Source organism: Rhizobium quercicola, assembly GCF_021168455.1.
GTDB classification, from domain to species: Bacteria; Pseudomonadota; Alphaproteobacteria; order Rhizobiales; family Rhizobiaceae; genus Ferranicluibacter; species Ferranicluibacter quercicola.
The window spans coordinates 96,195-110,516 of record NZ_JAJOZR010000012.1 but is presented as its reverse complement, the minus strand read 5'-3'; the positions used below and the strand labels follow the sequence as shown (position 1 = coordinate 110,516).

The window sequence follows — 14,322 nt, the reverse complement described above, 5'->3', positions numbered from 1 at the left end:
ACAAGTTCCACCTCATAGACTTCGTCACACAGCACAGACCACACGCCTTTCGTGCTGCCGACGAGTGGACCTATGAAGATTCTCGCGCATCGCGGCTGGTGGCATGCTCCGGCCGAAAAGAATACGGAAGCAGCCTTCCGCCGTGCCTTCGAGCATGGCTTTGGCGTCGAGACCGACGTCCGCGACCAGAATGGTCTCCTCAAGATCTCGCACGACATGCCGATTGGCGACAGCGGCATGGATCTGGACGGGTTTCTGGACCTGCACAAGGCGCACGCGCAGGCCGGCGCGATCGCGCTCAACATCAAGGCTGACGGCCTGCAGGGGGCGATCCGCTCGGCCCTCGACCGCTCCGGCGTGTCCGATCTCTTCTGCTTCGACATGGCCGTTCCCGACGCTCTCGGCTATCTGCGTGCAGGCTTTTCGAGCTACACTCGACACTCCGAGATCGAACCCGTTCCGGCCTTTTACGACCGGGCGGACGGCGTCTGGCTGGACGCATTCTTCGACGACTGGATCACGCCGGACATCATCGAGCGGCACCGTGCCGCCGGCAAGAAAGTGGCGCTCGTCTCGCCGGAACTGCATGGCCGCGATCCGGCAGCGGCCTGGGCACTGTGGCGCGGGCTGCGGGGCGACGACCTTTCGATCTGCACGGACCTGCCCGACAGGGCCGCGGAATTTTTGGACATAGCGCCCGGGGGGCCTAACGGTGGGAAGTCATGATCAAGGCGGTTCTTTTTGATATGGACGGCGTTCTCATCGATGCCAAGGAGTGGCATTACGAGACGCTGAACGACGCGCTGGCCGTGTTCGGCCTGAACATCAGTCGCACGGAACACCTGGCGGTCTATGACGGTCTGCCGACGCGCAAGAAGCTCGAAATGCTTTCGCGCACGCGGGGCCTGTCGCCCAAGCTGCATGACTTTCTCAACACGCTGAAGCAGCAGATGACCTACCGGGTCATCGTGGAAAAGTGCCGGCCCGTCTTCCACCACGAATACGCGCTCGGTCGCCTGCAGCGGGAGGGCAAGCGTCTTGTCGTCTGCTCGAACTCCGTGCGCTCGACGGTCGAAGCCATGATGCAGCAGTCCAACCTTCTCAAATATCTCGATTTCCTGCTCTCCAACCAGGACGTGGCCAAGGCGAAGCCGCACCCGGAAATCTACCTCACGGCGATCGAGCGGCTGAAGCTGCAGCCCCATGAGTGCCTGATCCTTGAGGACAACGAGCACGGCATCCAGGCAGCGCGCGCCTCCGGCGCGCATGTCATGGTCGTCGGTTCCGTCAACGACGTCAATTACGACCGCATCGGCAAAGAAATCGCAGCAATAGAGGCCGTTCACTGATGAGATATCTCATTCCGATCGCGTCGAAGGACGACCTGTTCCCCAAGGAAGACTTTCATTTTCCCAAGCCTCTGATCGAGGTGGACGGGGTTCCGATGATCGCGCTCGTCGTCGGAAGCATTCGCAAGCGCGACCCTTCGGCACGCTTCATCTTCATCGCCTTGCGGCAGGACGTGCTCGAATACAGCCTGGATTCGATCCTGAAGCTGGTCGCCGGAGACGGCTGCATCGTCATCGAGCTCGGCAACCCGACGATGGGCGCCATCTGCTCCGCACTGATGGCCGTCGACCATATCGACGACGACGAACCTCTCGTCATCTGCAACGGCGACCAGATCATCCATGCCGATCTCGGCGCCATCGCGGATGCCTTCTATCATTCGGACGCCGATGCCGGCGTGGTGACATTCCCCTCCGTCCATCCGCGCTGGTCCTATGTGCGCGAGGATGCCGACGGCCGCGTCGTGGAAACGGCGGAAAAACGCGTGCTCAGCCGCAAGGCCATTGCTGGCTACTATTACTTCCGCAAAGGTCGTCAGTTCGTGGCCCTCGCGCAGGATTGCCTGCTGAAGTCGGACCCGATCGGCGGGAAATACTATCTGTCTCCCGTCCTCAACGAGGTCGTGCTGTCCGGCGGACGCATCGTGCAGTTCGAAGTTTCCGCGGCAAGCTACGTTTCGTTCTACTCCCCGAAGCGCGTCGAACTGTACCAGGCCGAGAATCAGGGCCGTATCGCGCCGCTGCCGCAGTCGAGCCCGGCCGTTCAAGTCGTCATTCCCATGGCGGGCCTCGGCAGCCGGTTTTCGCAGGCAGGCTACGCCAAGCCGAAGCCCTTCATCGATGTCGATGGCGCAACGATGATCGAGCGGGTCATGGACAATCTGCGCGTCGAGAACGGACGCTTCGTGCTGATCGCCCGTCGTGACCATCTGATGGCCGAACCGCAGGTGGTCGAGGGTCTTCTGCGCCGCGGCGATCTCGTGTTCTCCCCCATCGATTTCACCACCGAGGGCGCCGCCTGCACGGTGCTGACGGCGCGGACGCATCTCGATCCCGACGCGCCGCTGATGATCGCCAACTGCGACCAGATCGTCGATTTCGACTGCAGCGCCTTTCTGGAGGACGCCACGCGGCGTGATCTCGACGGCTCGATCCTCTGCTTCCGTGACGTCCATCGGGATCCGAAATGGTCCTTCGCGCGCACGAACGACGACGGATATGTCGAAGAGGTTCGCGAGAAGGTGGCGATTTCCGATCTGGCGACCGTCGGCATCTACTATTTCCGACGCGCCCAGGCCTTCATCGATGCGTCGATCGACATGATCACCGCCAACGACCGCTCGAACAACGAGTTCTACGTCTGCCCCGTCTACAACTATCTGCAGCGCCGCGGTGGCAAGATCGGCGTCTACGAAATCGCGGCAACCGCGATGCACGGCATCGGGACGCCCGGCGATCTCGACGCCTATCTCGGGCTGCGCAAGATCGCATGAAGTGCATCGTGCCGCTGGCCGGCCCGGATTTGTGGAGCGAGAGACACGGCCTTCGGCCGCTGGTGAATCATGAGGGAACACCCCTCATCGAGGCCGCGCTGCGGCCGCGCGCCTGGGCGTCCCTGCTAGCGCCGAGCGACTATGTCTTCGTCGTCCGCGAGACGACGGCGCACCTCGATCTCGTCGCCTTCCTGAAGGACGCCTGGCCCGGATGCCGAATCGTCACGCTGTCGCATCTAAGCGCCGGCGCCCTGTTTTCCTGTCTTGCCGCGACGGCTCTCGTACCGGCGGATGAACCGCTCATCGTCGATCTCGCCGACGTTCTCTTTCACGAAGGTCCGGCCGATCCCGCCGCGCTGTTCGCCCAAGGCGCATACGGAGCCATCGTTCCCGTCTTTGCCTCAAGCGAGCCGTGCTACAGCTATCTGACGATCAGCGACGGGCTCGTCACCGGGGCGCGCGAAAAGCAGGTGATCTCGGGCCATGCCTCGGCCGGCGTCTATATGTTCCGGAATATCGAAATCTTTCTGGGAGCCAGTGCCCACAGCATCGCCCACCGCGACGAACTCGCCCATAAAGGCAGCCTGTTCATCTGCCCGATGATCAACGGCGTCATCGCGGACGGACATTCCGTTATTGCGCCGCATATCCGGGACTGTCGCCCCGCAGGCAAAATCTTTCACGACGCGTGACGGGCGTTTCTGTGACATCCGCCTGCAATGTGCAGATCGTCAGACAGGCCCCGCCGCCGCTACACCATAAGACCGTTGATGTAATCGCGCAGCGCGCAGGCCTCGCGGGGGACGCGCTTGACGCTGAAGACGGTGTCGAGGACCGATGCGCCGATATGCGGCGAGCGCAGCGCGCGGGGGATGCGGCGCGCGAAGACGGCGCCTTTGCCCTTGCGCACCGTGTCGACCGTGTCGGCGTTCATCTCGAGATTGTTGCAGTAGTTGCAGAGCGTGATCGGCAGGCCGACCGTGACGCCGGTCATCGCGAAGCGCGCGGCGAAGGTCGGCAGAATGACCTCCTCGATCGGAAAACCGATCGGGCCCATGGGAAAATGATCGGTAAAGGCCCGGGCCAGCTGGGAGAAGATGCGCCGGCTGGCAAACTGGCCCTCCGCCTGCCCGCCGAAGAAGAGCGGCAGGCCGAGGGCCGAGAGAAACCCCTGCATGGCGGGCGTGTGGAGATAGTCCTGGCGAAACACGCCCCAGTCGTTCGACGTATCGAAGACCTCCATCTGAGACCCGATGTCGTAAGCCCCGACATAATCGGCAAGCCCCGGCTTCACCAGCAGCTCGTTGGAGGAGATCAGCACGATCTTGTCGAAGGCGACATCCGCCTCCATTGCATAGAGAAAATTGCTGATATGGGCGTGCATGATCCCGGCCGACCAGAGGGTTTCATGCGACTGCGGATTGATCAGGACGTTGTCCGCCGCACACAGCGCCCGAAACGTCTCCTTTTCGCCAAGCGCGATCGCGGACACATGCAGGCAGATGACCGAGCCGGGGCAGAAATAGTCGATGTTCCGGATCTGCTCGCGGACGATGTCCGGCCGCTCGTGCACCGGAAGAGAGAAAAGAAGCCTGCTCATATCACCCCAGTCCCACCGATCATCATCCCATCCCCCACCCGAACGGAACCGGATGCCGCGTCCTGCAGACCTCTTCCCTACCCCGGCAATCTGTCGTCAGACTGGAACCGCGCGATGCCGGCGAGCAACGGACTTCGCCGCGGCATCGCACGAGACGGAGGGCGTGAGGCTGGACTAAATTTTTTAAAGCCTTGCTGGCTGGGGCGCCAGGATTCGAACCTGGGAATGCCGGTACCAAAAACCGGTGCCTTACCGCTTGGCGACGCCCCATTGCCGGCCCGGGTGCGGTGATGTCCGGGTGTTGGGCTGATAGCAAAGCGCGAGGGCGGGGACAACGGGTAAGTTTGCTTGGTGGTCAGTTTGTCCGAAGGGCGGGTTTTGGCGGGCTTGCCTTGGTCGGGTGTGCTTTGCCGGGGGCGCTGTTTGTCGAGGCTCTGGTTGTCCGGGCACTCTGGTTGTCAGGGGCTCTTTCGTTGCTGGGCTCTCTCTTTGTCGGGGTGGCGATTTCGGTTCGGAGATTTTTGGGCTAGGGTCGGGGGTGACGCGCGTGTGCGGTGCGGGCGTCGTCTTAAGGAGAGACGGATGGCGGGATATCGGGCTTGGAGGCCGGCGCGGCCGATGGCGATCGGCGACGGTGCTTTCAGGCGCGTGACGCCGCGGGATTTCGTGCGCGGGTTCGAGACCTGGGTCGAGACGGGAGCTGAGATGCGGGTCGAGACTTGGGCCGCGATGGAGGCCGAGACGGGGCATCCTGCGCGCGGGCTCGGCTCTCTCGACGTGCCGATGACGGATTGGCGGCTCCGGATCGAAAGTGCGCAAAGCGCGCGGGCGGTGGATGTCGCCGAGGGCGCGGTCTTATGGCGCGACGCCGGGGTGGGGCACATTGTCGCCAGTGCCGGCGCCACACCCAGGCGCTTCATCGAGATCGAACGGACGTGAGCGGCGCCCCTCCGGACAGCGAGGAAGAGCCGCATTTCGAGCGCGCCTTCGAGCCGGCGCACGGGCAGGCCATCACCGTTGCCGCCGGCGTGCGGCGGATCACGGTGAACAATCCGGGCCCGTTCACCTTTCACGGCACGAACAGCTATCTCGTCGGCGAGCGCACGCTCGCGGTGATCGATCCCGGCCCGCTGGACGACGACCATCTGGAGGCGCTGCTGCGGGCCATCGACGGGCGGCCCGTCAGCCATATCCTCGTCAGCCATACGCATCGCGACCATGCGCCGCTTGCCCGGGTTCTGCAGGCCCGGGTGGGCGGGGTGATCGCGGCGGAAGGGCCGCACCGGCCGTCCCGGCCGCTGCATGACGGCGAGATCAATCCGTTTTCGGAAAGTTCCGACATGGACTTCGCGCCCGATCTGGTGCTGGCCGACGGCGCGACGGTGGCCGGCGACGGCTGGGCGCTGACGGCGCTCGCCACGCCGGGGCACACGGCGAACCATCTCTCCTTCGCGCTCGAGGACACCGGCATCGTCTTCTCCGCCGACCATGTCATGGCCTGGGCGACCAGCATCGTCGCGCCGCCGGATGGTGCGATGCGCGACTATATGGCCTCGCTCGATACAATGCTGGCGCGCGACGACCGGCTCTATCTGCCCGGCCATGGCGGACCGGTGACGGAGCCCGCGAAATTCCTGCGCGGCCTGCGCGCCCACCGGCGCATGCGCGAGCGCGGCGTGCTGGAGCGCATCCGTCGCGGCGACTCTGGGATTTCCGAGATCGTGCAGGCGCTCTATGCCTCGACGGATCCCCGGCTGCACGGGGCGGCCGCCCTGTCGGTGCTCGCGCATCTGGAGGACCTGGTGGAGCGGGGCCTCGTGATCACGGATGGCCCGCCCGCCTTGTCGGGGCGCTACCGGCTGGCGGAGCATGACCGGTCGGCTTAATCGCCGACCCGTCATTCCTCAAGCGACGGGGCGCCATGCCGCGCACCATCTTCAGTGGGCGAGATGGTTGCTGTTCTGACGGAGGTCCGGTCGCGGAAGGCCGGATGACAGGGGCACGGGGGCACAGAATTCTGTTTCAGTCGCCCGCAATGCCCAGAAGCTCGGCGTCGAGCGCGTGGAGGAAGCGTTCGGCCACGGCGGCGTCGAGGCCGAGGTCGTGGGGGCCGAGGCGGGAGGCGACGCGGATATCGACGAAGGTGGTTTCGGATTCCTCGCGCAGGCGGATGACGAGGTCGAAGCGGAAGCCGGCGATGCGGCTGCGGCTTTCGCCCTGCAGGAGGATGTCGCCGGCCTTGCGGCCGGGCGGCAGGGGCGCGGCATCCGGCTGCGGCCGCGAGAGCGGAATGGGAACCGGCCCCGGATCGCGCGCAGCGGGGGTGATGCGGCCGCCTTTTCCCGCCGGTGTCCGGCCTGCAATCTTGCTCGTGGCCTTGCCGGTGGCGGTGCCGGGCGGTTCGGCCGGAGGCTCGGGCCGCAGGGCGAGATCCTCGAAATCGGGCTCGGCATTTTCGAGCCCCTCTTCCGCGACGATGGCGATGCCCGACTGGTCGGCCACCGTGCGCACGCCGGTCAGCACCCGGTCGAGCGCACCGTCGTAGCGGCGTCCGGTGAGGGCGGGATAGGCGCGTGCCTGTGCCTGCCGGTCGGCGACGACGGCAGCGGACGGCGTCAGCCAGCCGGTTTCGAGCGGCCGGTCGCGGATGAAGGGCGGCGGCGTTGCCAGATCCGTGGAGACATCGGTGATGGCGGGCTTTGCCACCAGCTGCGACAGGACGAGGCCGGCGGCGGCAAGCGGCAGGGACGCATAGAGCAAGGCCATGGTGGAGGCGATGCCGGCGACCGCCGCCACCTGCCAGAGGCGGACGAAGCCGATGGCGGCGAGGATGACGGCCAGCAGCGCCAGCCCGGCACTGACGAGGGCGAGCGTAACGAAGAGCGTGCTGGAGAGCGAGCCGAACCGATGGGCCGCAAGCGACAGGACGAACAGGACGAAAGCGAGCCGCGCCACGTGCCGCGCCCAGCGGGCGGCGTAGGATATCGGGCGCTCATAGGTGATCATTGCCGGCCGAACCTCTGTCTCTGCCTTCGTGCGGCCGATGCGCCGTCACCTCGTCTGAGAGACTGCACGGTTCGCTGCAAACCGGCCAGACTCTGCATGCGTGTCGTCGTTGGTCTCTCCGGGATAATCGATTTCCCTTACCTTTGACTTACGCCGGAGCGCCGCGCCGCCGTCATGCTGCGCCAAGGCCACCCCGACGGGCGATCGACGCCGGACGGTTTCGTCTCTCGGCCGATCCCGGTCGACCGCAGTCCGCCGGAGAGGCTGTCCGGCAACCCGCCGGATCGACCCTCCACGTCTTAAAACAGTCTCTTACACCAAGTCTCACCGATGGAAACCCGCCGGACAGCGTCGCCGGCGGGCCAACCCCTGCCCGGCCCCTCGGACGGCGCCTGTCCGGGCTGCTCTCATGACCATCGCCTGTCGCCGCCCCTCCAAGGCTCAGTCCCGCGGCGACGCAACCGGGCGGCGGGCGTTCCGCACGCCTGTCCGCCCACGTCTCCGCCCGATCGGGAACCTTTCGGGACTTGCGGCGTTAGTGGGCGCTTCCTGAATGTCCGTAACCGGGAGACGCGTCTCCACAGAATTGCCATTCTTGTTAACGACATCATCGACGACCTTGGGCCTTTCAGACCGCGGCGGGGCCCGCTTCCACCGGCTCGGGCCGGTTGCAAAGGGATGACGACCATGCGCTCTGCCGATATCGAAACCTCCTCCGCATCAAGCACGCCGGATGGCGGCGAGTTCGAATTCACCATGGAAATGTTGGAGCTGGAACTGTCGCTCGATGGCATCGCGCCGGACGGCGACGATTTTTCCGACAGGGTGCGCGCCGCTGCGGCCGATCTCAAGGGGGCGTTCCTGTTCGACCTTCCCGCCTCCGGTCTCGTCGAGAATTGCGTGCGGATCGCCGTCCTGCGGATCCCGCGCGACAACGGCGCGGGCAGCGAGACGATCTTCGCCTGCCTGGAGGCCGACGGCACCGCGATCCGCATCGAGAAGCCGGACGAACGCACCATGGGCCTTGCCCGTTTTGCCCAGGCCTTCGTGGACGTGTTCCAGCGGATGTAGGCTGCGGCAGCCGCCTCAGCCGGACGCCAGCATGCGCAGTTCGCAGGCGGGCTTTTCCGTCGCGGCGCCGAAGATGCGGTAGGTGTTGCGGCCGCTTCGCTTGGCCTCGTAGAGCGCGATATCGGCATTGCAGCAGAGCAGCGAGAAGGATGCGCCGCCGGCGTCGCGCCCCTTCCCGTCCGCCATCAGCGCAAGCCCGATGCTGGCGCCGACTCGCGCCTGTATGCCGCCGATGTCGATCGGCTTGTTGAACTGCAGCAGGATATGGGTGGCGAAGGCCTCGAGCCCGGCCATGTCGAGCCCGAGCGTGCAGATGGCGAATTCGTCGCCGCCGAGACGGGCAAGCAGGCTTTCCGGCCCCACGGCATTCGACAGGCGGGAAGCGATTTCGCGCAGGAGCTGATCGCCCGCAAAGTGCCCGAACGTATCGTTGACAGCCTTAAACCCGTCGAGATCGATATAGAGCACGCCGACAGGCTGGCCCTCCGCGCTGTCCTGCGCGGGGATCGCGTCCGCAGGGGTCGTGTGGCTCACGGCGGCCACTCTCAGATCTCCAAGACCGAGGAAGCGGGCGCGGTTGAGGAGACCGGTCAGCGGATCGGTTTCCGCCTGGAAGCGCAGCCGTTCGGTCAGATCGCGCCGTTCGGCAAGCTGGCCTTCCAGCCGCCCGATCGCGTCGAAGAGATCGTTGATCTCGCGCGTATCCGCCGTCACGCCGTTGCGCTCGGTCGGCTTTTCCTCGGCCAGCCCGACGATCATCTCGTGGGCCGTCAGCAGCGGGCGCAGAACGGAGAAGAACAGGCGGCGCATGACCGCGACCAGCAGCGTCAGCAGCAGCACGGTCGCCGCCGCGATGCCGACAAGCCAGACGAAGGCGATATCGCGGCTGCGGACGATATCCGCGAGCATCTGGGCGATGGTGGCCTTGCGCAGCTCTTCCAGCGGCACCAGCGTCGGCACGTAGAGGCCCGTCAGACCGGCGGGCGCAATGCTGTAGTGGCCGCCGGCGCGCCCTTCGAGCGTCAGCTTCTCCATGAGGCGGACGCCCCGCCCGATGAAGAGCCGGCGGACCTCGCCCATCAGGGCGCGCAGATTTCCTCTGGACATATCGAGCCGCAGGCCCAGCATCTGCATCAGCTTGTCGATATGGCCTTGCGTGCGGTTGACCCTGTCGACGGCGGCCGGCGGCATGGGCAGCGAGCGGGAGACGCTGGGCACGATATGGCTGCCCAGACGCCCCGCCTGTTCGCGCAGATCCGTGACGATGAGGGCGGTGAAGACGCTGCCGGCAAGCGCGGGGTTGTCCTTTTCCAGCGTCTCCGCCGCGAGGGCGACGGTCGGCTGGATCTCGTCCACGATCGCGAACATATCGGTGATCGCGTCCGTCAGCATATCGAGGGAGCGCTCCGCCTGCGGCATCCGCGCGATGACGTCGATGCGGCGGCGGGCGAGGTCCAGATCGTCGCGCAGGCTGCGCAGCAGCCCCGGCGGGAGCGGCAGGTTCGTCGTCCCGTCCATCGCCGCCAGCGCCGTGTCGGTGGCGCGGCGGGATTCCTGCAGGCGGATGGCCGCCGCTGGGTCGGAGCCGACCTCGACCGACATGAGGACATTGGACGGGCCCCGCTCGGCCGAGAGCGCGCGCGACGCGATCAGCATCGCTTCATACTCCTGAACGGAGATCAGGTTGCTTTCCGCATCGACGTAAGCCTTTACCGACGGCGCGACGATCCACACCGCCATGCCGATCAGGGCGGCCCCGACGACGAGGGAGGCGCTGCGCCACCTGCAGTAGAGCGATCGTGCACCTCGCCGTCCCTGATTCATCCGTCGCGTCCTTCAGCTTTCCCTGCAAAATTCCTTACTGATGAACCTTTAAGCGGACATGAATCGCCTGCGTGCAGCCCCGAAAAATCGGGTTGCATGCCCTTTGTCAGGCCCCCGAAATCTTGCCGTTGATCGCGGCCTGCGCGGCGGCGAGCCGCGCGATGGGCACGCGAAAGGGCGAGCAGGAGACGTAGTCGAGGCCGGTTTCCTCGCAGAAGCGGATGGAGGCGGGATCGCCGCCATGTTCGCCGCAGATGCCGAGTTTCAGCCCGTTCTTGGTGCGCCGGCCGCGCTCGGCGGCGATCTGGATCAGCTCGCCGACGCCGTCGTAATCGATCGACACGAAGGGATCGCGGTCGATGATGCCCTTCATGCGATAGGTATTGAGGAACTGCGCCGCATCGTCGCGCGAGATGCCGAAAGTCGTCTGCGTCAGGTCGTTGGTGCCGAAGGAGAAGAAATCGGCGGATTCGGCAATCACATGGGCGCGAAGGGCGGCGCGCGGCAGCTCGATCATGGTGCCCACGAGATATTCGATGCCAACACCGGCCTCATTCAGAATATCGGCGGCCACCGCATCGATGCGGGCCTTGACGTAGTCGAGCTCGGCCTTCAGCCCCACCAGCGGCACCATGATTTCCGGCACGACGGGCGCGCCGGTGTCGCGGGCGGCCAGCACCGCCGCCTCGAAGATCGCGCGGGCCTGCATTTCCACGATCTCGGGGTAGGAGATGGCCAGCCGGCAGCCGCGATGTCCGAGCATGGGGTTGAACTCGTGCAGCGCATCCACCCGCTGGCGCAGTTCCAGCGGCTGCATGCCGAGCGCCACCGCGACATCGGCGATTTCCTCGTCGGTCTTCGGCAGGAATTCGTGCAGCGGCGGATCGAGCAGGCGGATGGTCACCGGCAGGCCGTGCATGATGGAGAACAGCTCGGTGAAATCGGCCCGCTGCATCGGCAGGAGTTTTGCCAGCGACGCGCGCCGGCCGGCCTCGTCGGCGGCCAGAATCATTTCGCGCATGACGTTGATGCGCTCGCCCTCGAAGAACATGTGCTCGGTGCGGCACAGCCCGATGCCCTCGGCACCGAAGGAGCGCGCGGCGCGGGCGTCGGCCGGCGTGTCGGCATTGGTGCGCACGGTCATGCGGCGGCTGGCATCGGCCCATTCCATGATGCGGCCGAAATCGCCGGAGAGTTCCGGCTGGACCATGGAGACGCGGCCCTTGAGCACCTGCCCCGAGGAGCCGTCGATGGTAATGACGTCGCCCCGCGCAAAGGTCGTGCCGGCGGCGATGAGCTTTTCGTTGCGCAGATCGACGCGGATGCCGCCGGCGCCGGAGACGCAGGGGATGCCCATGCCGCGCGCGACGACGGCCGCATGGCTCGTCATGCCGCCGCGCGTCGTCAGGATTCCCTCGGCCGCATGCATGCCGTGAATGTCTTCCGGGCTCGTTTCGACGCGGACGAGAATGACGGAACGGCCTTCCTTCTTGGCCTGGACGGCCTCTTCCGAGGTAAAGACGATCTCGCCGGTCGCCGCCCCCGGGGACGCGGGCAGGCCGGCGCCGATGATGTCGCGGCGGGCGGAGGGGTCGATGGTCGGGTGCAGCAGCTGGTCGAGCGCCGCGGGATCGATGCGGGCCACCGCCTCCTCGCGCGAGATCAGCCGTTCGTCGGCCATATCCACCGCGACCTTCATCGCCGCGCGCGCCGTGCGCTTGCCCGAGCGCGTCTGCAGCATCCACAGCTTGCCCTGCTCAATCGTGAACTCGATATCCTGCATGTCGCGGTAATGCGCTTCCAGCCTGTCGCAGATGGCGCAGAGATCCGCAAACGCGTCCGGCATCACCTTTTCGAGCGAGGGCCGGTCGGAGCCGGAGGCGATACGGGCGATTTCGGTGATGTTCTGCGGCGTGCGGATGCCGGCGACCACGTCCTCGCCCTGCGCATTGACCAGAAACTCGCCGTAGAGCGCCTTTTCGCCGGTCGAGGGATTGCGCGTGAAGGCGACGCCTGTGGCGGAATCATTGCCGAGATTGCCGAACACCATGGTCTGGACGTTGACCGCCGTGCCCCAATCGGCCGGGATATCGTGGAGTTGGCGATAGGTGACGGCGCGCGGGTTCATCCAGCTGGCAAAGACCGCGCCGATGGCGCCCCAGAGCTGCACGGCCGGATCCTGCGGGAACCCCTCGCCCGTCTCCTCGCCGATGACCTCCTTGTAGCGATCGACAAGCCGGCGCCATTCGTCGACCGTGAACTCGGTTTCCTGCTCCTTGCCGATCCGGCCCTTCTCGTCCTCCAGCAGTTCGGCGAAGACCTCGTGGTCGAGGCCCATGACGACATCGCCATACATCTGGATGAAGCGGCGGTAGCTGTCCCAGGCAAAGCGCGCATCGCCGCTGTCGCGCGCCAGCGCCTCGACCGTCTCGTCGTTGAGGCCGAGATTGAGCACCGTATCCATCATGCCGGGCATGGAGGCGCGCGCGCCGGAGCGCACGGAGAGGAGCAGCGGCCGTTCCGCATCGCCGAAGCGGCGCCCGGCCATGCCCTCGACGACCGAAATGCCGGCGAGCACCTCGGCCTTGAGACTATCGGGAATGGCGCGGCCGTTTTCGGAATAGAGCGCGCAGGCGCGCGTGACGATGGTCAGGCCCGGCGGCACCGGCAGGCCGAGGCTGCACATCTCCGCGAGATTGGCGCCCTTGCCCCCCAGAAGGTCGTGATCCAGCGCCCGCCCCTCGGCCTTGCCCCCGCCGAAGGTGTAAACCCACTTCTTCATGTCCGTCTCCACCCTGAGGCCCAGGACGTCCGCGCCGCATTCCCGCAACCTCCGGTCCATCCCGCCTCGTCTCCCCCTTCACGCTACAACATCAGCCCCCGATTAGGAATGCTGCGGATGCGGGATTATTGTTGCATTGCAGCAAAATTATTGCGGGGTGGGTGGGTGATGTCCACACATCCTGCGGCGCTCTTGTTTTTTGATTTTTCCACTGTTTCCTGATAGGAATTCTGCATGGCGCAACGTTGTGGACATCAGATCGTACCCGCGGACTTTCCCGAGCTTCGAACGCTCGTCTGGAACAGGGATCCCTTGCGCGCCATCGATGCCGACGAAGTCTTTGCCCTTTACGAGCGAAACTGGCGCTTCGTCGATCGCGATCGCCTGTCGGACAAGGAAGCGATGCTGATCCGGGAACTGACCGATACGTTCGGTCACGGTCGCATGCTGGTCTGATGGGCTATCTCCGCGCCGAACATCAGGCCATCGCGGACGTGCTGTCTTCGATGAATCATGACGTTCTCCGTTCTGCCGAATGCTGGTTCGGCGGGGGAACGGCGATCGTTCTGCGCTTTGGCGAGTATCGACGGTCTCTCGATCTGGACTTCCTCTGCTCGAGCGCTGCGGGCTACAGGGACCTGCGAAACGCCGTCATCGAAGGTGGTCCGGGTGCGCTCTTTTCGGACGAGGTGTCGTTGCTGCGGGATGTGAGGGCGGACGCCTACGGGATCCGCATGCTTCTCGAATATCGAGGCCAGCCCATCAAGTTCGAGATCGTCCGGGAAACCCGAATCGCGTTGACGGGAGAGAGAGACCCGATTCTCGGTGTTCCCACCCTGTCGATCGAGGACATGTTTGCCGAAAAGCTGCTTGCGAATGCCGATCGTTGCTACGATCGCGCCGTCGGCTACCGCGACGCCGTCGATCTCGGCGTTCTCGTTCAGTTTCGTGGATCGCTTCCGGAAGTGGCCGTGGCCAAATCCGAGGAGGCCTATGGGCGGGATATCGCCCGGAAGCTTGCCGGCATTCTCAACCACCTGCTGAATCCCGATGCCGTGCGCCATGCCGCATCCACCCTCGACATGGGAGAGGACGCGGTCATATCCGCGGTGTCAGCGCTGCGTTCGGCAGGCGTTCAGACATTTCCGCAGGCTGGCATTCGGGCGGACGGCAGCGCCTTCGACTGACCGTTGCCCC

At 65.5% G+C, this 14,322-nt stretch carries 13 protein-coding genes and 1 tRNA gene; 9 read left to right on the top strand and 5 right to left on the bottom strand.

Going from position 1 to position 14,322, the window contains the following annotated elements; translation table 11 throughout:
- Positions 1-72 precede the first annotated feature (72 nt).
- The 4 genes from LRX75_RS18255 to LRX75_RS18240 are packed head-to-tail and all read left to right on the top strand — an operon-like array spanning position 73 to position 3,534.
- Entirely contained in the window at positions 73-726 is a 654-nt protein-coding gene (locus tag LRX75_RS18255) for a PI-PLC domain-containing protein (protein ID WP_231816098.1), read from the top strand.
- On the top strand, positions 723-1,349 hold the full coding sequence (locus tag LRX75_RS18250; RefSeq protein WP_092932639.1) for an HAD family hydrolase: 627 nt from the start codon (positions 723-725) through the stop codon (positions 1,347-1,349). Before LRX75_RS18255 ends, LRX75_RS18250 begins: the two co-directional genes overlap by 4 nt.
- The gene (locus LRX75_RS18245; RefSeq protein WP_231816097.1) at positions 1,349-2,842 is read left to right on the top strand and encodes a glycosyltransferase family 2 protein; all 1,494 of its coding nucleotides are present in this window, start codon (positions 1,349-1,351) and stop codon (positions 2,840-2,842) included. Before LRX75_RS18250 ends, LRX75_RS18245 begins: the two co-directional genes overlap by 1 nt.
- Positions 2,839-3,534, top strand: coding sequence for a glycosyltransferase family protein (locus tag LRX75_RS18240; RefSeq protein ID WP_231816096.1), 696 nt, complete (start codon positions 2,839-2,841; stop codon positions 3,532-3,534). The genes LRX75_RS18245 and LRX75_RS18240 overlap by 4 nt, the downstream gene beginning before the upstream one ends.
- A gap of 59 nt (positions 3,535-3,593) precedes the next feature.
- On the opposite strand, the gene LRX75_RS18235 is transcribed toward LRX75_RS18240, so the two are convergent.
- Positions 3,594-4,442 carry a hypothetical protein gene (locus tag LRX75_RS18235; RefSeq protein ID WP_231816095.1) on the bottom strand — a complete coding sequence of 283 codons (849 nt, stop codon included), beginning with the start codon at positions 4,440-4,442 and terminating at the stop codon, positions 3,594-3,596.
- A gap of 195 nt (positions 4,443-4,637) precedes the next feature.
- Positions 4,638-4,712: transfer RNA gene (locus LRX75_RS18230), tRNA-Gln, on the bottom strand.
- A 348-nt stretch (positions 4,713-5,060) separates the two neighbouring features.
- Here LRX75_RS18230 and LRX75_RS18225 point away from each other — a divergent pair.
- On the top strand, positions 5,061-5,381 hold the full coding sequence (locus tag LRX75_RS18225; protein ID WP_231816094.1) for a cupin domain-containing protein: 321 nt from the start codon (positions 5,061-5,063) through the stop codon (positions 5,379-5,381).
- On the top strand, positions 5,378-6,328 hold the full coding sequence (locus tag LRX75_RS18220) for an MBL fold metallo-hydrolase (protein WP_231816093.1): 951 nt from the start codon (positions 5,378-5,380) through the stop codon (positions 6,326-6,328). The genes LRX75_RS18225 and LRX75_RS18220 overlap by 4 nt, the downstream gene beginning before the upstream one ends.
- 136 nt (positions 6,329-6,464) lie before the next feature.
- Here the strand turns inward: LRX75_RS18220 and LRX75_RS18215 are convergent, their stop codons facing one another.
- Positions 6,465-7,448, bottom strand: a complete 984-nt coding sequence (locus LRX75_RS18215) for a DUF1499 domain-containing protein (protein WP_231816092.1) — start codon at positions 7,446-7,448, stop codon at positions 6,465-6,467.
- A gap of 687 nt (positions 7,449-8,135) precedes the next feature.
- Between LRX75_RS18215 and LRX75_RS18210 the strand changes: the two genes are divergently transcribed.
- Positions 8,136-8,519 (top strand): hypothetical protein, encoded by a 384-nt coding sequence (locus tag LRX75_RS18210; RefSeq protein ID WP_231816091.1) that lies wholly within the window; start codon positions 8,136-8,138, stop codon positions 8,517-8,519.
- Positions 8,520-8,534: 15 nt separating this feature from the next.
- On the opposite strand, the gene LRX75_RS18205 is transcribed toward LRX75_RS18210, so the two are convergent.
- Both LRX75_RS18205 and ppdK read right to left on the bottom strand, forming a co-directional pair.
- Positions 8,535-10,343 carry a GGDEF domain-containing protein gene (locus LRX75_RS18205; protein ID WP_231816090.1) on the bottom strand — a complete coding sequence of 603 codons (1,809 nt, stop codon included), beginning with the start codon at positions 10,341-10,343 and terminating at the stop codon, positions 8,535-8,537.
- A gap of 106 nt (positions 10,344-10,449) precedes the next feature.
- Positions 10,450-13,125 (bottom strand): pyruvate, phosphate dikinase, encoded by a 2,676-nt coding sequence (ppdK, locus tag LRX75_RS18200; protein ID WP_231816089.1) that lies wholly within the window; start codon positions 13,123-13,125, stop codon positions 10,450-10,452.
- Positions 13,126-13,359: 234 nt separating this feature from the next.
- Here ppdK and LRX75_RS18195 point away from each other — a divergent pair, with 234 nt between their 5' ends.
- Entirely contained in the window at positions 13,360-13,581 is a 222-nt protein-coding gene (locus LRX75_RS18195; protein ID WP_231816088.1) for a hypothetical protein, read from the top strand.
- Positions 13,581-14,312, top strand: a complete 732-nt coding sequence (locus LRX75_RS18190; protein ID WP_231816087.1) for a nucleotidyl transferase AbiEii/AbiGii toxin family protein — start codon at positions 13,581-13,583, stop codon at positions 14,310-14,312. The genes LRX75_RS18195 and LRX75_RS18190 overlap by 1 nt, the downstream gene beginning before the upstream one ends.
- Positions 14,313-14,322 lie beyond the last annotated feature (10 nt).